We start from the raw sequence: 19,734 nt of genomic DNA, 5'->3' as shown, positions 1-19,734 counted from the left end.
CATGCAAATCATTGGTTTCACTCCTTCTTAACCTTGCTGTATACTAGTCCCCAATCCCTCGTCAAGAATGCAAAAGTAGATCAATTTCCGAGAACAGCATGACCAATAACGCTTCGAATACCGCCCTTATACAAGAACTCAAGTCTATCGTTGGTAACAGCTTTGTACTGACTGATAACACAAAAAAGCAGCCATATACCAAAGGATTTCGTTTTGGTTCAGGCGACGCATTAGCAGTGGTGAGACCCGCTACGTTATTGGAAATTTGGCAAGCACTTAAGGCATGTGTTGCCGCAGACGTCATTGTTATCATGCAGGCCGCCAATACTGGTCTGACTGGCGGCTCTACACCAGATGGCAAAGATTATGATCGTCCTATTGTCATCATCAGCACTATGCGCATTGATAGCATCCAGCTTATCGACAATGCCAAACAAATTGTAGGCCTAGCAGGTAGCACGTTATTTGGTCTAGAAGACACATTAGCACCACATGGTCGTGAACCGCATTCTGTGATCGGCTCATCATGCATTGGCGCATCCATTGTTGGCGGGATTTGTAACAACTCAGGTGGCGCATTAGTACAAAGAGGCCCCGCATATACTGAGCTATCTTTATTTGCACAAATAGATGACCAAGGAAACTTATCACTGGTTAATAATCTCGGTATAAGCCTTGGGAACACGCCCGAAGAAATCCTGACTAATTTGCAAGAACAAAATTACACAGATGCCGATGTGCAATTCCCAGAGCTCCGCGCATCCGATGATGAATACCATGCGCGTGTAAGAGATGTAGATGCCGACACCCCCTCGCGATTCAACAATGATGGACGTCGTCTTTATGAATCTTCAGGTTGTGCTGGTAAACTCGCAGTCTTTGCAGTGAGATTAGACACTTACCCAGTGCCTGAAAAACACCAAGTATTTTATGTGGGCACGAATGACCCTGCCGTTTTAGCGCAAATACGCCGCGACATATTATCTAAGTTTGACAACTTACCAGTGTCAGGGGAATACCTACATAGAGACTGTTATGACGCCTCTAAAAAATACGGTAAAGATACCTTTTTGGTCATCGACAAACTCGGTTCTAAATACATTCCAAAAATGTTCGGGATCAAACGCACCGTGGATCGCATTGCTGATAACTTTAAGTTTTTACCCAATAAGTTTTCGGATCGCATCATGCAATATCTAAGTTGCCTGTGGCCAAATCACTTGCCAAAGCGCATGGATGAATATCGTGACCGTTATGAACACCACTGGATTGTGGAAATGAGCAACGCAGGTGTTGCTGAAGCCAAGGCTTATTTTGATGAGTTCTTTAAAACCAATGAAGGAAATTACTTCGAGTGTACCGAAGAGGAAGGTGAAAAAGCCATTCTGCATCGTTTTGTCGCCGGTGGCGCGATTGGTCGAATGCAAACCATGAATAGCAAAGAAATGGGGGCCATTATGACCATTGATGTCGCATTCCCTCGTAATGAGCAAGACTGGTTCGAACAATTACCCCCAGAAATTGATGAGCAAATTGCTGTAAAACTCTATTATGGGCACCTTTTCTGCCATGTTATGCACCAAAACTACATCATGAAACCGGGTGTGGATGCAAAAGCCGTCAAAAATAAAATTTTGGAAACATTCGACGAGCGTGGCGCTGAATATCCAGCAGAACATAACGTAGGACACGAATATTTCGCCAAAGACGCATTAAAGTCTTTTTATAAAAAGCTTGACCCAACCAACTCATTTAATCCGGGTATCGGCAAAACCAGTAAGTGTAAACACTGGCATGAGCCTGCTGATAAATAATCTTTTTCGCTGCAATACTTAGCAAGTATTGCAGCCCTTCACGCCATTTGCTCGCCACTGAGTTAAATGACCCTTTATTCGCGATGAATAAAAATATTTATATAATCTATTTGCAATATTTTTGATACACTATATCGCTATTAGAAATATTCAAGTTATTAGAATTATGAATCATACTTTCAAAGTCAGTGCACTTGCACTATGTGCGCTACTTACCAGTGCTTGTAACGCAACCAACCCAAACGAAAAACAAGATACAGGACTGCGTATTGTCACTTGGAATATTGAGCACCTTGCTGCTGATAACGGCAAAGGCTGTAAACCAAGAACTGAGCAAGAGATCACCGCTTTACAACACTATGCCAAATCACTTGATGCTGATGTCATCGCTTTTCAAGAAGTGGGCTCTATCCAAGCACTAGAGACTGTGTTTGATAAGTCGCAGTGGCAGCTTATTTTATCTGACAGAAAAGACAGCCCAAGCTACACATGTCGTGGCAATGGGTTGACATCGACACAGCAAAAAGTTGCTTTTGCTGTGAAGAAGCCTCTAAATGTAGAGAAAGTCGTTCATCATAAGCAATTTTCTGACATACAAATGGGTTTAAGAAGTGGCTTAGAAGTCCAAATTGGCTATCAAGGTAAAACAATTGACCTATTGAATGTGCACTTGAAAAGCGGCTGCTTCGTAGATGACTACCATCGTTCAGACAAAAAGTCATGTAAATTATTGGCCAAGCAAGTGCCATTACTGGACAACTGGGTTGAAACAAAAAGTGCTGAACAAGCAAACTTCATTGTGCTTGGAGATTTTAACCACAGGTTGACCGCACCATATAACCGCGTGAGTCGTGACCTATACTACCCTAATGGGCTTGCAGACAAGGCTCCAAACGACTTGTCTAAAGCAACATTCTTCAATGCCAACCAAATGCTGACTGGGTGTCATCCTTACTACCCTGCACCAATCGATCACATTTTGGTATCAAACACATTGAAGCAAAAATATGTGCAAGGCAGTGTAAAATTCCACTACTTTGACAATATGAAGCCAAAAGAAATGCTCAGTGACCACTGTGCACTGAGCATTGATTTAAACTAAGTTCAGTTTGAATGCTGGCGGACAACTCACTGCTGTCCGCCTATATTTTACTTTTCTAACTGTTCAATCACATTCAATACAGACTTAAACACACGTTTGTTTGCCAGTCCGATATGTTGATTTACCGCCGCACCATAAGCACCAAAGCGCACCACAACCAATTGTTTTGATGGAATGATCACAACATACTGACCGCGATGCCCACGCAGTGACACCGTATCTTTTGGTAATTTAGGCAACCAAAAACTCATATCATTCAGCCACAATTGACCACCGTAATGTTTATCAACGCCATTACTCATCATCACCTCTTTTAACCAAGTTTCAGAGACAACTTGTTCCCCCTGCCAACGGCCATTATCGATGAACAATTGACCTACTTTGAGCCAGTCATGGACGCTTAGAAACATTCTCGCACCGCCTCTGAGGTTACCTGCTTCATCAAACTCTGCGATTGCATTATTAATACCTAATGGTGAAAATAAATGTGTTTGGTATAAGGTGTTGAGTGTTTGAATATCCCCGCCTGCTGCATCCATCAAAGCTCGGCTCAATAACTGAGTTGTGCCCGTGGCATATTCAAATTGACTCCCTGGCTGATAAGATTTTGGCAGCTGCGATACGTAATTCACCGAGTCTCCGGTGTGATACCACATAGGTGCTAAGTCTTCGTAACCGTGGATATCAGGGGTTTCAGCCCATTTGACGCCAGAACTCATATTCATCAGGTTTTGTACCGTCACGACATGCTCACCAAAGCGCAGTGGCTGATGCAAACTGAGCTTTCCTTGGTCGACCAATAATCCGGTCAATAACCCTGTCAGCGTTTTCGCCATTGACCAACTTAGCATCCGTGAATCACCATGATGATATGCATCATACTGCTGTGCAACCAGCTGACCTTTATACATAACAGCCACGGCGAAAGTATTATCACTCCAGGTGTAGTCTTTATGATTAGTCGCAAAGAATGACGCTAAAGAAATATCATCACGCAGCGCTTTTTCTACCGGTGTACTTGGTGTTTGCGCTGGAAAATCAAGATCCGCTGTTTGCGCATGCAGTTGTGCCGGCGTCAAGTCATGAAGTAACGTACAGCCCAAGCCCTCACGAAAGACAGATGTGCGAGTGAGCGTCATACCATCTACTTGAGTCGATAGCGAGACCTGTTTAGTTGTACTATCAACGTCTATAAACAATCCACCGGATACAGCCCCAAGTGCCTCTGGGATCACTCGTTGTTTAATAAATTCAATTGGCTCGTCAGAAATAAAATGCCTAGAGCACAATTGATTAGCACTGTAGCCTAGCAACACATTAGGATCCGACTTACAGCCGCTCAGCAAGACAAGCGATGCAATGCTCCCCAGTAAAAATTTAGTCTGTTTCATATTTATGCCTTTTATTATTCTTCTGTGTTATGACGAATAACTGAACAATAAATACAAAATACAGACAGGCTAGCTGATGACAGCTCGCTTTGAGAGGCTTAATTGCTCACGCTGCACTACACAATAGACCAATAAGCCTATGCCTAATAACATATTCGCAAACGCAAGCCCCCACACGATGCCTGTGAAGCCCGCGATATAAGCCCCAAAAAATGCAAATGGAATGGATAAGCCAAATAGCCTAATAATACTGACATTCAACGCGGCCATGCTGCGACCAGTCGCATTACAACAACTCACGTACAGCATGGCTGCGGCTAGCGCAATGTATGACAAAGGTAATACGGTTAAAGCAAGTTCAATGGATTGACTAACAAAGGTTTGTTTACAAAACCCCACACCTAATAAATCTGCAGCAGAAAAAAGGACAACAGACACTATCAATTGCCACACAACACAGGTCAAAATAGATAATTTGATACCGCGTCTTACACGCAATGATTTTTTGGCTTCCCAATTTTGTCCAACAAAAATAGGTAATGAAGTCGTCAGTACCATGGGTAATAGCAAAGCGAGAGGCTCCAAACGCATCACAACACCATATGCAGCAACCGCCTCACTGCCTTGTGAAGCGACAATAGCCATCAAAACCGACTGCGCAATAGGCGTAAGCAACTGCATCGACACGATAGGTACCAAAAGGCGTGTTAAACAACGAAAGCCCTGACGGCTTTGCACCGACAACAAATTAATCTTGATAGAAATATTCTCTTTAACGACCAGTGAATACAAAGCCCACAAACACCCGACGGATGCCGCCACTAAATGCGCGATGCCTAATTTTTCCAAGCCAGTTAGCGCCGTATTGGACGTCGCCCAAGGTGAAAACAATCCCGCACTGACAATAACTTGAACAGAGGCAAATACCACCAGCAAATGTGCCGCAGCGCGCATGTTACCGAAAGCCCGCAAAACGCCGAATATAACCATTATTAGGAAGAAAAACACCACAGCAGCCAAACGATACTGCATATAACTACGCAAGGACGCCCACACATCGCCTCGTTGAGAAAAATCTGCAAAACCAAGTAAGTTTAATATGGGTAATAAATTAAACCAGATACACAGCGCTAATATCGCACCAACCAGCGTGGTAAAAATCAAACTCACCGCAGCCAGTTCCTCGACATGTCGAGCTTGCGTCAAACGCGTTGCGACCACAATGCCAAGCCCAATCGCAAAAGCGAACAACGTTGCTTGTATTGGCAGCGTAAAGCTCATTGCTGTTAACTCTTCAACGCCCAATCGAGACGCAAAATAGAGCTCAATCAGATCAGCACTAAATAGCGCTAAAATTGCCCATAGCATAGGAATGGTTAATTGTTTAAGCACTGCACTGGTCGACCCCGTCAAGATCCAGCGCTTTCTGACCGCTCTAGCCCGTTGTTTGAGACATGGTTGGGCGGGTGGACTTGATATAAAACCCTGTGTTCGACTACTTGCCATAATGCGAGGTCAACTCCTTGCTTTTTATTCTTTATAACTACGGACACTATTGTTTTTAATTTATTATGATTTCAAAATAGCTGTTCCATGTAAGAATCAAGACCTGCAAAGTGCAACATAGTTCCCCAAAAAACTTTAAAGTCGACCAAATAGCTAATTTTTCAGACAAGCCACAACCATATATCTTCACCTCGCTATACCACACTTTTCAGAGTCATAAAAAAGCGTCATACTATGGGCAGTAAGCCGTCAGTTAAGTAGTCAGTTCATGGGACACAAAGCCGCAACACCCACAGCCTCTATTTCTTCTCCTTGTATTCGCAATTGTTGTCTTGATGATAAAGACATATGTGTTGGATGCATGAGACACATTGATGAGATTGTCGGCTGGGGAAGCAAAAGCACACTAGAAAAAGAAACCATTTTGGCGCGCTGTGAGCTCAGAAAACGAGAAAAAACAAAACAAAAATCCTGATTTACTCTCACCAACTCAAAGACATAAAATCGCCTTGTATCGTCATGCAGGAGAGTCCCTAAAAAACCTGTTTTACAAATACCATTTTAAAAATATAACCCCTCCTAGCAGAGAGCTTGGCGTTGAGGTAATGCTTCTCCCCCCTTTGTCAATACTCAACTAACATCCAGCCTCAGCGCAGACAATAAAGTGATGATTATAAATGTGCGTCTTGTGAACAAGGGTTAAATACATATTTAAAACAGAATATCCTCACCCATCTCCCTTTATCAATCAATTAGCTTATCGAGTTTAATAAAAAAGTCATTGAAGGTCGCCGACATATCTTCAGAGTGCTCTTGGATCTGTTGCAAGTCATCCTTGGCACTATCTAACGTTTCTCTCAGGGTTTGCTCTTGAGCATCACTCACCCCAAAAGACATCATAGAGTCTTCTACATCAAAAATAAGTCGCTCAACTAACTCTTGGCATGCACTATTATAATTCTTAAATACTAACTCAATATCCTCTAAATCTTTACTGGCAACCTGACTTAACTCCCTAAGTCCCTTATTTTTAGCCTGAATTGCTTTAATATTTGTTTCAAGGCTTTTTAGCCTCGCATCCGCACCTCTTACAACCAAAGCTAAAATATCATTAAAACGACCATATTTTTCTTCATCATCAATTGGCATATTTTTAATTAATAACGAGCAATAAGCGCTGTTAAAAAAGCTGCGTTTTTCAATATTAATCACAGTCTTACTATCACGGCCTTTTTTTAAGAGCTCACTTTCCAGCGGGTTAATTGCGCCACAATTACTGAAATCACGAAACTCCCCTAATAAACCCAATTGAACCGATGCGTGTAAATGCAAGTTTTGACAAGTCGTTAAAATCGCCGTAGATAAATCAGAAAGCGTATTACATTGATAAGAATTTTCTATGAATTCAAGACACAGCCCTAATTCACTGCAACTGGTAATTGCGGTCATGGTGACTTCTTCCGCCACTTCACAGCTGACTTTTAACGTGTCAATTTCATTGCTGTATTTCACCAGGCGTTCAATGCGAAAACTTAACTCTTCGACATCAAAAGGCTTGGTGATATAGTCGTCTCCCCCCGCTTTAAAGCCTTCAAGTTTGTCTTCTACATCATCTTTAGAAGACACAAACAAAACGGGAGTCTGAGAGTTAGTAGGGGCATTTCGAATTGCTTTACAGACCTCATACCCATTCATACCGGGCATAACAACATCTAACAAGATGGCATCATATTTACGCTCATTAAACAATGCGAGCGCCTCCTCCCCGTTGTACGCTGAAAAATACTCGTGAGTTTCACCTAACATTGTTTTAGCAATGTCATGATTTACTTCGTCATCATCGATTAGTAAAATTGAGTACGACATACGCCCCCCAAAAGTGCCTAGTCTCGATATTTCTGAGAAATATCAAAAAATACATCTTCTTTTGCTAAAAATTCATCCAATAGCTCTGGATCAAAATGACTGCCTCGCCCTTCTCTCATAATGGCAATCGCTTTATCATGCTCCATCGCATCTTTGTAAACACGTCGACTAATAAGCGCGTCATACACATCAGCAATAGCCATCATGCGGGCACTGAGCGGAATGTCTTCACCTTTTAACCCCTCAGGGTAGCCCGAACCATCCCATTTTTCATGATGGTAATGCGAGATCTCTTTCGCTGTTTGTAAAAAGCTATCCGCTTGACCCAGCGCAGATTCGGCAGTCTCTATTGCATTGCGGCCGTACACTGTATGGCCTTTCATAATTTCAAATTCTTCTGCTGTTAACTTGCCGGGTTTGAGCAGCACATTGTCGGGGATCCCCACTTTGCCAATATCATGCAGTGGCGCTGACTTATAAAAATTATTAATCACTTCAGGGGTCAACACCGCTTTGTATTTTTCTTTTTCACATAAAATAGTCGCCAGTAACTTCACATACAGTTGTGTTCTGCGAATATGGTTGCCCGTTTCTTGATCGCGCGTTTCAGCAAGACTCGCCATGGCTTGAATGGTCACATCTTGTAAACGTGACATTTGCTCTGTCCGCTTTTGAACCTCTTCTTCCAAATAATCATTTTTGTTTTTTAGAATATCTTTGGACTCTTTGTTTAACAGGTGAGTATTTAATCTAGCCAGCAAAATGGGTGGGCTGATTGGCTTATTAATGTAATCACAAGCGCCTAGTAGGAAGCCCTTTTCCTCATCTTCGACACTGGTTTTTGCGGTTAGGAATATGACGGGGATCTCTCTATGAATATCATGAGATTTCAGGTATTTAATCACTTCATAGCCATTCATTTCTGGCATAACCACATCAAGTAAAATAATATCTACATCGTTTTTTTCAACCACAGAGATTGCTGCTTCACCACTTTTTACCGCTAAAACACGATATTTGTCTTTTATGATTTCAGTCATGAAAGCCAAGTTTTCTTTCACATCGTCCACCACTAACACCGTTTTAAGCTGTTCCATAGTCTCTTCTATACGTTTTGTTGCACAAATGTTCACCACACTCAAAAATATAGGTCTATTATTACTGAAACGCCAAGCACGGACTGGATTAGATGAAAAGTTTAAGAGTCAGCTTCTTTATCACATTCTCGATAATGCTGCTGGTTAGTATCGGGATCTGGCTTATGTCACATTACGTGCGCACAGAGGTCAGTGCTCTATCAGAAAAACAAACGCAGTTATTTAAGCTCACCGAGCTTTCCCATGAACTCAAGCTCAGTTCAGATAACTTAACTAATTTTGCAAGAGCTTACGCTGTAACAGGCAATGATAAGTGGCAGCAGTTATTTAGTTACGCGCTACTCGTCCGTGATGGAAAAGTAAGAGCAGAAAATGCCAACACCTATGACTATTGGGACAGCCTAGCTGCACCTCATTCCAGTGTCCCAGAAATCATTAGAGTCAATGATGGGCATAATATTATTGAACGTTTTCAGCAACTCGGCGCACAAGACTTTGAACTGTTGCAAATGCAAAACGCGCTCTCTACTTCTAATTCGCTTGTTAGCCTCGAACGACGCGCATTTAATGCCATTCAAGGTATTCATAAAGACACTTATGGAAATTGGGTTAAAGACTCAGATCCTGATTTAATTAGCGCTCAAAAAATTCTTTTTAGTGATAATTACTTAGTCGAAAAATCTAAAATTATGTCAGCCATCGGTGAGGCGCATAGGGCCATTACATCTAGGCTAACTGCAGAATTAGAGAGCCACCAAAATAGCCTCAATACCGCATACATGATGCGGAATATTTTTAACTTAATACTGCTGTTAAATATAGCACTGTCATTTTACTTACTCTGGAAGCTGTACATTAACCCTGTCGCTTCAATTCAAAAACAAGTCGTCAGTAATGTTGAGCAAGGTAATTACAATTTCACGCTCGACGAATCCGTTAAGGGGGATCTCTCTGATTTATCGAAATCGATGAACAAATTACTCAATGACCTGTCTGAGCAGCTTGAATTCAACACCATTATGAAAGATTTTGGCCTTGCACTCAGAGGCAAGAAAAACCCCAATGATTTAGGTGAAGAGCTACTGCAATTTTTGGAGCAGCGCTTATCGGTGCCATTGTTGGGTTTGTATGTTTTTGAAGAACAAAAAGTACTCACTCGAGTAGCTGGTACAGGCTACAGCAGCAACTGCGCTAGAACCTACAGTAATTATGACTCAATTCACTTTCATGTTTTAAGTACGCAAAAGCCTTACTCGATGAAATTTGAAAAAGAGCAATATGCCATTGAACTCAATGGTGAAAAGCTCTCTATTTGTGAACTGTATTATTTCCCCTTGGTGGTTAGCAATGACAGCATCGGGTTACTCGAGCTCGGTAGTCTCGTTGAGTTAACTGATCAGGACTATAAATGGGTGAAATCTGTGATCAATGATTTAGCGGTCAGTTTACAGTTAACCCAAAACATTGACTTACAGTCAAAAGCAGAAAAGCGCATTGTCGAGCAACTAGAGCTCAACAAAAAAATCCTCGATGCTATCCCAAGCCCAATGTACTACAAAAATAGTTCAGGCAACTATTTAGGCGTTAACAGTGTATTTCATCAGTACTTTGGCACCTTTGATGCGGACGTACTTGATGCTACAGCAGAAGACATTTTTAATTACGACATAGCTCAAGTGTTCGAGCAATCTCACCAAGACCTTATTGATGGGAAGTCTAACCAACACTATGAAATAAAAATTGAAAATTCCGAGGGTGAACCCCGTAATTTTATTGTTTATGAAGCTGTGTTTACCAATGCAGAAAACCAACTAGCTGGCGTTGTTGGTTTATTGCTTGATGTGACTGAACGCAAGCAAATGGAACTAGAACTCAGATTGGCGAAAGATAAAGCCGACGAAATGAGTACAGCCAAAGGCGAGTTTTTGGCAAACATGAGCCATGAAATTCGTACGCCTATGAACGCCATTATTGGCATGAGTCACTTAGCCCTTAGAACAGAGCTCACAACTCAACAGTCTGGCTACATTAACAAAATAGACCAAGCGGCAAAAAGCTTACTTGGCATTATCAATGATATTTTGGACTTTTCAAAAATCGAGTCTGGCAAACTAGAAATTGAAAATATCGATTTTTCTCTGCAAGAAGTGATGGACAACGTGGTTAATATCAATGTTATCCGAATGCAGGAAAAGGGCTTAGAGATGCTGTTAGACATCGCGCCAGATGTGCCGATCAGCCTAGTTGGCGACCCTTTAAGATTAGGTCAGGTACTCATCAATCTCTGTGGCAATGCCATTAAGTTTACTGAACGAGGTGAGATCACCATTTGTGTGACCACCGTCGAGCAATTAGATGAGCAAACCACCCTCAAGTTCACCGTTAAAGATACCGGCATCGGCATGTCAAAAGAGCAGCAGAACAAGCTCTTCAAAGCTTTTTCACAAGCCGATGGCTCTATCACACGTAAATATGGCGGTACCGGTCTCGGTCTCAGCATCTCGAAAAAATTGGTAGAGTTAATGGACGGCACTATAGGCGTGCACAGCGAGCAAGGGCAAGGTTCTGAATTCTTCTTCACCGTTCGCTGTGGCTTACAATCAGCTAAATTAACTAATGTTATTTGTCCAGATAGCCAACTTGCTGGCAAACATGTGCTTGTCGTGGATGACAATGAGAGTGCGCGTGCCATTTTAACCAATCTTCTCAAAGCAATGAAGTTCCAAGTCACTTGCGCAGCGAGTGGTTCAGGCGCCGTAGAGCTCGTGCAAGGCAGTGACTTTGATATCATATTTATGGATTGGAAAATGCCCAATATGAGCGGCATTGACGCCATTCAACATATTCGGGCGCTCGAATTACAAAAAGAACCCAAATACGTGCTTGTCACCGCTTATGGCACAGACATCGGCATGAACTCTGAAATACATGACCTGATAGATGCCATTATACTTAAACCAGTCAACGCATCCGTATTACTTGATGCCATCATGGAGTCATTCCAATTAAGTGGTCAATCCATCAATTCTGTCACTCAAGAGACGCACAGTGATGGTGTTCCTTCTTTTGACAAACAAAAAGTACTACTCGTAGAGGACAATAGCACCAATCAAGAAATTGCCAATGAGATGTTAAGCTCATTAAACCTAGACGTTACCATCGCTGACAATGGGCAAGTCGCCATTGATAAAGTGAAAAACAATCAGTTTGATATTGTTTTGATGGATATTCAAATGCCCGTTATGGATGGATACACAGCGACCAAAAAAATCCGTGAGCTCAGTCAATTTGATAATTTACCCATTGTCGCCATGACCGCAAATGTGATGAAAGAGGATTTACAAAAATGTGAATCGGCAGGCATGAATGGGCATATAGGTAAACCGATCAATTTCAATCAAATGGCAGAGACCGTGCATCAGCACTTATACGGTAACACGGCCGCAACCAAGCAAGCCGAACCGCTGCCCACCCCCAAAAAAGCCGAACACGATAACAAACCACAACCAGCAGTAAAACTGGAAGGCGTCGATATAGAGCGTGCCATTAAGCGTTTAGGGGGCAATGAAAAAGCATTCTGGAGTATCATTAAAAAGTTTGCCAGAAATCAGATCGAAGAGACTATTAACCTAAACCAAGCGCTAGTGATCGGCGACTTAGAACACGCTGAACGCATTGCTCATTCACTCAAAGGAGCCAGTGCAAACTTATGTATTGATCAACTATCTAAACAAGCTTCGGATATTGAAAGTGCCATTTCAAAGCAGCAAAGTGTAGACCCTGTAGATGTTGAAGCCTTAACTGACTTTTTAAGAAATTTACACAAGCAATTAAGTGAGTTGCAAACAGAAGAAGCGCCACCTCCTCCTTCATCCAATGTCGTCAGCTTAAAGGTAACAAGAGACGACTTTCTGGAGCTTGAAGAGCTTTTACTTAGCTGCGACACCCAATCTGTTGAAAAAGTACATGAGCTCAAAGCAAATCATAAAATTAGTGAGTCTACCTGTAACCAGCTCGTTGAATTAATAGAAGATTTTGAATTTGATCAGGCCAGAGAGGTCATTGCAAAATTATTAGAGCAATCTGCTTAAAGTTACTCAACATAACATGCATTCAGAGGAGGCCTGGGGTAAGGCAAACTAAGTACCGTAATTTAAGCAACAAAACATTGCCAAAGTTAGTCCATTTTTACAGGCCTCTGTGACCATCATCATGTTGGACTAATATACACATTGTTACGAATGACGGTCCCTGAAAAATCAAACGTGATTTCACCGACCTGTTTAAACCCTAAGCGCTGGTAAAAATGATTAGACGCATTTTCAACCCAAGTATACAACCAGAATTGTGTACCCCAGCGCTGTGATATGGCATCTAAAAGCTGCTTGCCAATACCTTGCCCTTGAAAATGAGTGTGAACATAGAGCTTTTCAACTTCAAAGCCATAGTGTTTATCTTGATATCGTGAAACCAAATTCACCACAGCAAACCCGATGACGGCGCTATCGTTCAAGCAAACCAAAACACCGTATTCGTCGCTCTGTATAAGTGCTTTAAAATAGTCAGCGGTAAAATGGCTCAATGCAAAAGCTGCATAGTCATCACGCATGCCGTCCGTTGTATAAGTTGTTAACCATACCTGTAATGCCAATGCCGCTAGACTGCGCGTATCTTGTAATTGTGCTTCTCTAATCATCTTAACTTTATATTTATTTCGAAGTTATATATTTCGTACTGTGTACGGTGGCTGGTGTTTGCGACATGACGCTCAGCTTTGGTTATCCAATATCACAATCTCTCCTAAAAAGCCGGCATCAGAAACCGTGCTATAACTCAACGCATTAGGGCCTGCGTGCAGAACCAGATCCTCACCATCTAACAGCCCATTGTTATTACTATCTTTATAAAGCGCGCCAATATGTGCGAATTGGCCATTTTGTCGATATCTAACCGCAATAAAATCTCCAGGCGAAATATCAGCGCCCCATTTTATCGCTGAACCTGCCCCTTTGAAGTCACTCAGATTTGCTTTATGTTTTAAATTCGTCACAAGCCATGCCACGTTGCGATCATGTACTTTGCCATTATTATGTATCGCATGCGCAGCCATAAGAACATCAGCACAGTCAACGCCCAAATAATGCTGGCTCTGGTAAGGTACTGAGCCAAATATCGCAGGAACATTAAAAAAGCTACTTAACGTGCCCAAATACCCGTCACCGGTTGTGAAAGAAACTCTCAGCACGTGCTTACTCAATCCTCGATGATCAGTGTCCCGTACACCTGTACTGACGCGTTTTATTCCGTTGACCCCAATCACCTCCACTTCAAACCAAAAGCTACCTACATCCGCATGGTAATAATGCGAGTTGAACACATTATTTTGCTTTAACAAACCAGCATCAACGGTAATATACGGGTGGTTATCGAATTGCTTCAGATGCTTTTGCTGATAACGTACTTTGCCAAAACCTGCCCACTGATACGGGTTTTGCTCCCACGGGTGATTTGCGTTTTTATAATACTGGCTGGTATCCGGAATGATTTGATACCAACGAACCTGCTCACCTTGAGCTACATCGACTTTTAATCGCACTGCACTACCCGATGGCGAGACCACTGCTGATCTGATATGCCAAGCTTGCTCAGACATTAACTGCGAATAAATCTCCACATTGGCGAATAGGCTTAAACTCAAAATGGAGCAGATAAATAGGGAAAAGTGTCTAAGTAGCTTCATCATGCCATCCTTTTATATCACTTATATCACTACGATTTTAAATACCCTTTAAATAGATAACTTAACCAACGAATATCTTCTGCCCCTAAACACGCTTTCTCGTGTAGGTCTTTATTTTCAATCACATCTTGATATACGTGTGATAAAGCGTCGACGGTGAGCACTTTCCATTGCTCTTTCTCAATCACACTATAATCTGTGCCATTGAATGCTTCATCCATAAGTGGATCATACTCTTGCTCATTGGTGCGCAGCGCTGTCTCTAATCTAGCTAAAATGGGGTTCACCAACTTTATAACGTCCCCCTCTGAAAACTCTTTTTGCACATTCAGTTGCGCTAACTTAATTTGCTTTTCCACCGACGCCTCTGACAGTCTTTCCCCTAAAGGGCGAATACCATGTTTATTCACAAGCCCGGTAATACTGGGTAAAGCAGCTTTGGCAGCAATCGCCGCCCCCACAGCTGGATTAACCAGTGCAGACAGCCCTCCAATAACTAACATGCCGTAAGTTAATTTAGTATCCAACGCATCGATATCATCAGCAAGCTGCTCCAACCTACTTTGCTGATCACCTTTTTGCGCTCGAACCATAGATTCGGTTTGTTCAGAGAGTATATGGGATAATAATTGTTCAGCATGCGCATTAGCAAAGTGAAAGACACGCCTTTTAGGTAACGTATTTACCTCGGGAATACCTTCAGGTAGGCTTCTAATGGTATGAAGCGCAACTTTATGCACTCCCAATTCATAAGGAATAACAAAATAATGTTTTTCATCAACACCCAGCACTTTTGAGAGATAAAATGACGATAACAGGGGAAGCCCCACGACAGTATCTTTGAACACAGCAAATCGTTCGTTTATCTGTGTGCCAACTTGACCCACCTCTCCTGCTAACGCTTGTAGTTTACTCAGTACTGTTTTTTGCATTTGTCATACCTCCCTGTATCAACTTAGCATAAATGGTCGCTCACGTTATTTAAAGCAAATAACTTAGCTCCTTTTTAGACTTTGTTGGCACAAATTCAGTAATTTGATATTCGGCAATACCTGTTTTAAAAAACGGATCTTCATTCAATGTTAGTTCTAGCGCTTCTTTAGAAGAAGACTTTGCTAAAATAACACCTCCCGTGCGAGGCTCTATTGGACCCGACATGAGAAAAATACCATCGTCATAGCAGCGATCTAAATACTCTTTATGCAGTGGTAAATACTTCTCAACTTCAGATAAGCCAACAAGATAATTAAGCGTGACGATAAACATGGCGTGTTCCTTGTGTTATTGATTAGGCGCACTCTTTGCGCTGCCAAACTGGATAAGTTAAAGACAAATTTCCGTACCCATTTTAGCACAATGATAAATGTAACAATCGAAACGCGAACTGTATAGTCTTACTTTACATTTACTTACAACATATGAAGTTTTAGCACTAATGAAATGATTTAAAGTATTGTGCGACAATTTGTCACATACCTAGCTGCAAATTAATTACATATAATCCAACAATTATCCTCAATATAATAATAATCAAATGCTAAAACAGTTGATAACTTGGCATAGAAGAATTGCACTATTTTGTTTCATTCCCTTTGTTATTTGGGCACTATCAGGCTTATTGCACCCTGCGATGTCGCACTTTGCAAAAGCGCCATTTATTCAATCCAGTCCGGTCAAAATAAATAAAAGTGATTTAAAAAATTACATAGCACTACAAGTTGCACTAACGCAGCGGGAGATTGCTCAGTTCAGTCACGCCAGCCTAGTGGAGTACAATGGCAGCCTCTTTTATCAAGTGATGGAACAATCACTTAATCATCTTGATGTACATTATCTGCCGCTGAGCGAGTCACAACTAAACCTGACAGACATTGAATATGCTCAGTATCTCGCCAAAAGGTGGAGTAAACAGAATATCGTCGACGCCCAGCTCATCACACAATTTAGTGCGGCTTATCCTGAAATAAATAGAGTATTACCTGTTTACCGCATACAACTGGATACTGGCAATCACCTGTATATCGATACGCTTGCGAAGCGGATCACAGCCCATAACACCCCTCTGAGAGATACCCTTTCATATTGGTTTAAACAACTTCATACTTGGCAATTCGCAGGCGACAGACATAGCCCATGGCGAATTGTACCAATGCTCATGATAAGTATCGCACTACTGGTGATGGCTACCCTAGGTTTAATCGCATACAGTGTGCTCTGGCCAAGGATAAAATCAAATCAGCAGTCGATTAGGTCATTTCATAGAGGGACGGGACTCATATTGAGCTTTTGTCTACTGGGCTTTTCAAGCAGCAGCACACATATCTTGATCGACAAATTCTTTGTACAAGCGTTTAGAACGCTACAACCTAATAACCAAATTGCCACTTTGGATATTAACCACGACCCTGTACAGGCCCTGCTCAGTGCGCAAGGAGATAACTTTCAATTAGTCAATATCAATGGGCAGATCGTCAGTCAAATCGTGTCTTTTGAAAAGCGAGCAATGCATTTTTCATATTGGGACACCCAACAGACCACCTATGACAACAGCAGCTTTGTACAATCTATACTACTTGAGCAACTTGAAGTTTCCGGTCCCCTTAATCACAGCGAAAAAGTTGATAAATTCGGACCAACTTACGGATTCATCAACAAACGTTTGCCAGTGCAGCAACTGAGCTTTGAGCATTCACCGGAAGTACTTTACAGCGTAGAGCTTCATACCGGCTATATTGCTGCGGTTAATGATCGTTGGCAAACAGCACGCAGTTGGCACTTTGGATACCTACATAAATATCACTTTTTAAACCCCCTGGGTAAGGGCTTGCGTGATAGTATCATCACTGCGATCTGCCTTGGTCTCGTTTTAGTTGCTTTAACAGGTACTTATATGTACTTTTCAAAACGCCTTCGCCAGCGTCGTGCGAAACTGCAACGTAACTTAAAAAATAACGAATTATTAGAAAATAACTAAGGAACAAGCATAATGAAATCTGGCTTTTCTTATTCCCTCATTGCCATTGCACTTTTGCAGGCTGACGTAGTTTGGGCGCAACAACAAAATGATGATATTGAAAAAATCATTGTCACAGCCAGTCGGACAATAAAAGCCAATACTGACTTAGCGCTCAGCGCTGGCAGCGTGTCAACCGAAGTGATAAGAAATGATAACGCGCAACATGTGTCAGAATCACTCGAAACCATTTCAGGCGTTTTACTCAATCAACTGTCCGGTGGACAAGGCCACAATGCTGCGATCCGTATGCCGATAAATTTCGGGGGGTATACGCTATATTTACAAGATAATGTCCCTTTACAATCAGCCGCTTTTTATAACCATAATGCCCTTTGGTGGGCAAGTACTAACTCCTCAGTTTCTCGTTTAGAAGTCATTAAAGGGGCTGGGACCAGTCTGTATGGCTCTGGCGCAGTTGCTGCAACCGTCAATGTCATTTCAGCACCGATAGACGAGGATAGCAACGAATTCGGTATCACATTAGGTGAAAGTAGCTATCAAAGAGTGAACGGTAGTAAGACATACAACATGTCAGACTCAAACGGCATTAGAGTGAGTGCAGCCTACTTAAATAATGAAGGATGGAGAGATCACAGCAGTGTCGAGAAGTCTGAGCTCAATGTGTTGCATGAACTACAACTTGACGGCAAGCAAAGCTTAAGAACAAGCTTGATTGCATCTACATTAGATCAGCAAATGCTAAACACATTAAGTGAAGAAGCATTTTTACAAGACCCGACACAATCTGGCCTGCAACCAGCTGTACTCGCCATTGATCCTCGCAGAAAAACGGACTACCTGAGAATTAGCTCAGAATATGTGTATGATGATAACGACCTTTATGCCTCAGTGATCCCTTATTTTCGTTATCGGACCAATGATTATATAGCAACTTGGCAGCCAAGCATGCCAAATATTGAATCCAGCGTCAGGAGCATCGGCCTTTTAGCCTTAACCAACTTTAGACACAGCGTAAATTTTGAAACCACATTTGGTATAGATTTAGAGCGCTCAGAAGGGGATGACTTTTCATACCAACCAACTACAGTGACAACCACTGGCTGGGGAGCTGCCACCTACCCTCAAGGCCATATATTTTACAAAGACTCAACAACCTTCACAGGGATCTCGCCCTACATTCAGCATTCGGGCCAATTAACAGAACAATTAAGCTATGCATTAGGCCTAAGGTACGATCATAATAAGTATCAGTTTGATAACAAACTGCCCGCGTATGATAACGACGGATTTGGCAACCGCTCTATTGCAAGCCGAGAAGATACTTTCAAACACTTGAGTCCAAAAGCCAGCTTAAATTACACATTAGACGCGCAATCTAGCATTTATGCTCGCTATGCAAATGCAATTCGCATTCCGACAGCGTCAGAGCTCTACCACCTTAAATCCAAGGAAACGAGTTCGCAACTAGGTTCAATCAATGAAGAAACATCCGATACCTATGAGGTGGGATATAAAGCCAACTTGGAAAACCTTTCTATTGAGCTCGCATACTATGTAATGGACGTCAAAGAAGCCATTGTGACTGCAACTGATGGATATGGTGCTAGTTTCCGAGTTAATGCATCGGAAGTTCGACATCAAGGATTTGAGCTTGGCACTACCTATACATTTTCTCCAACATGGTCCTTAGCGCTGGCTTATAGTCAATCAGACCATGAATTTGTGCATTATATTAAAGGGAATAACTTAGTTAAAAACGAGGACGATGATTTATCCAACAACAGTCTAGTTATGGCACCCGAATATGTTGCTAACCTCCGTTTAAACTACAATAGCCAATTTATTGCTGGATTAAATGTCACTGCTGAAATAAAAAGTATTGGCGACTATTGGATGGACTCGGAAAATACTCGTCAATATAGTGGTTATACCATTGCCAATTTAAAAGCAAATTATCAAGTGACTGATGCGCTAAAATTACATGCCCGGGTAGCCAATATCACAGATAAAACATATGCTCTACAAGCTGAGATTAGATTTAACAAAGAGCGTATTCAACCTGGTGCTCCCCGTATGGCTTATGTTGGATTGAGTTATACATTTTAGTGACACATTTCAAGTTGATTAAAAATTTTAAAGGGGTCCAAAGAAACTGGACTCCTTTTTAAAATCACCCTGATTGAGTATATAAAAATTGGCTTTCCTCCTTCCCCATTGCATTTAGTGTTATTCAAACATGCT

14 protein-coding genes are annotated in these 19,734 nt (G+C 41.8%); 6 read left to right on the top strand and 8 right to left on the bottom strand.

The features are described 5' to 3' along the window. Positions 1-98 precede the first annotated feature (98 nt). Positions 99-1,814, top strand: coding sequence for a D-lactate dehydrogenase (dld, locus tag JF50_RS02950; protein WP_039607998.1), 1,716 nt, complete (start codon positions 99-101; stop codon positions 1,812-1,814). Positions 1,815-1,980: 166 nt separating this feature from the next. After that, positions 1,981-2,916, top strand: coding sequence for an endonuclease/exonuclease/phosphatase family protein (locus tag JF50_RS02945; protein ID WP_039607997.1), 936 nt, complete (start codon positions 1,981-1,983; stop codon positions 2,914-2,916). Positions 2,917-2,963: 47 nt separating this feature from the next. Here the strand turns inward: JF50_RS02945 and JF50_RS02940 are convergent, their stop codons facing one another. Then, positions 2,964-4,307, bottom strand: a complete 1,344-nt coding sequence (locus JF50_RS02940; RefSeq protein ID WP_039607996.1) for a serine hydrolase domain-containing protein — start codon at positions 4,305-4,307, stop codon at positions 2,964-2,966. 69 nt (positions 4,308-4,376) lie between these two features. Beyond that, a complete protein-coding gene (locus JF50_RS02935) occupies positions 4,377-5,813 on the bottom strand; it encodes an MATE family efflux transporter (RefSeq protein ID WP_039607995.1) in 1,437 nt (478 codons plus the stop codon). A gap of 268 nt (positions 5,814-6,081) precedes the next feature. Between JF50_RS02935 and JF50_RS27750 the strand changes: the two genes are divergently transcribed. Continuing rightward, positions 6,082-6,288, top strand: coding sequence for a DUF1289 domain-containing protein (locus tag JF50_RS27750; protein WP_080760083.1), 207 nt, complete (start codon positions 6,082-6,084; stop codon positions 6,286-6,288). 269 nt (positions 6,289-6,557) lie between these two features. On the opposite strand, the gene JF50_RS02930 is transcribed toward JF50_RS27750, so the two are convergent. Both JF50_RS02930 and JF50_RS02925 read right to left on the bottom strand, forming a co-directional pair. Then, positions 6,558-7,679, bottom strand: coding sequence for a response regulator (locus JF50_RS02930; protein ID WP_039607994.1), 1,122 nt, complete (start codon positions 7,677-7,679; stop codon positions 6,558-6,560). A 17-nt stretch (positions 7,680-7,696) separates the two neighbouring features. Then, complete coding sequence (locus JF50_RS02925; protein ID WP_039607993.1) at positions 7,697-8,776, bottom strand: HD-GYP domain-containing protein; 1,080 nt, start codon at positions 8,774-8,776, stop codon at positions 7,697-7,699. 92 nt (positions 8,777-8,868) lie between these two features. Here JF50_RS02925 and JF50_RS02920 point away from each other — a divergent pair, with 92 nt between their 5' ends. Next, positions 8,869-12,867, top strand: a complete 3,999-nt coding sequence (locus JF50_RS02920; protein WP_039607992.1) for a PAS domain-containing hybrid sensor histidine kinase/response regulator — start codon at positions 8,869-8,871, stop codon at positions 12,865-12,867. A 119-nt stretch (positions 12,868-12,986) separates the two neighbouring features. On the opposite strand, the gene JF50_RS02915 is transcribed toward JF50_RS02920, so the two are convergent. The 4 genes from JF50_RS02915 to JF50_RS02900 all read right to left on the bottom strand — a co-directional run bounded on the left by JF50_RS02915 (position 12,987) and on the right by JF50_RS02900 (position 15,782). Then, positions 12,987-13,472, bottom strand: a complete 486-nt coding sequence (locus JF50_RS02915; protein ID WP_039607991.1) for a GNAT family N-acetyltransferase — start codon at positions 13,470-13,472, stop codon at positions 12,987-12,989. 72 nt (positions 13,473-13,544) lie between these two features. After that, entirely contained in the window at positions 13,545-14,519 is a 975-nt protein-coding gene (locus JF50_RS02910) for a hypothetical protein (protein ID WP_152614445.1), read from the bottom strand. Positions 14,520-14,545: 26 nt separating this feature from the next. Continuing rightward, a complete protein-coding gene (locus JF50_RS25920) occupies positions 14,546-15,448 on the bottom strand; it encodes a hypothetical protein (protein WP_052262104.1) in 903 nt (300 codons plus the stop codon). A gap of 49 nt (positions 15,449-15,497) precedes the next feature. Next, positions 15,498-15,782 carry a YciI family protein gene (locus JF50_RS02900; RefSeq protein WP_039607989.1) on the bottom strand — a complete coding sequence of 95 codons (285 nt, stop codon included), beginning with the start codon at positions 15,780-15,782 and terminating at the stop codon, positions 15,498-15,500. Between the two features lie 268 nt (positions 15,783-16,050). Between JF50_RS02900 and JF50_RS02895 the strand changes: the two genes are divergently transcribed. Then, positions 16,051-17,490 carry a PepSY domain-containing protein gene (locus tag JF50_RS02895; protein WP_039607988.1) on the top strand — a complete coding sequence of 480 codons (1,440 nt, stop codon included), beginning with the start codon at positions 16,051-16,053 and terminating at the stop codon, positions 17,488-17,490. A gap of 12 nt (positions 17,491-17,502) precedes the next feature. Then, complete coding sequence (locus tag JF50_RS02890) at positions 17,503-19,599, top strand: TonB-dependent receptor (protein WP_039607987.1); 2,097 nt, start codon at positions 17,503-17,505, stop codon at positions 19,597-19,599. Positions 19,600-19,734 lie beyond the last annotated feature (135 nt).

The organism is Pseudoalteromonas luteoviolacea (genome assembly GCF_000814765.1).
Lineage (GTDB): Bacteria > Pseudomonadota > Gammaproteobacteria > Enterobacterales > Alteromonadaceae > Pseudoalteromonas > Pseudoalteromonas luteoviolacea_H.
The sequence above is the reverse complement of the archived record's forward strand: the minus strand, read 5'-3'. Positions and strand labels throughout refer to the sequence as shown.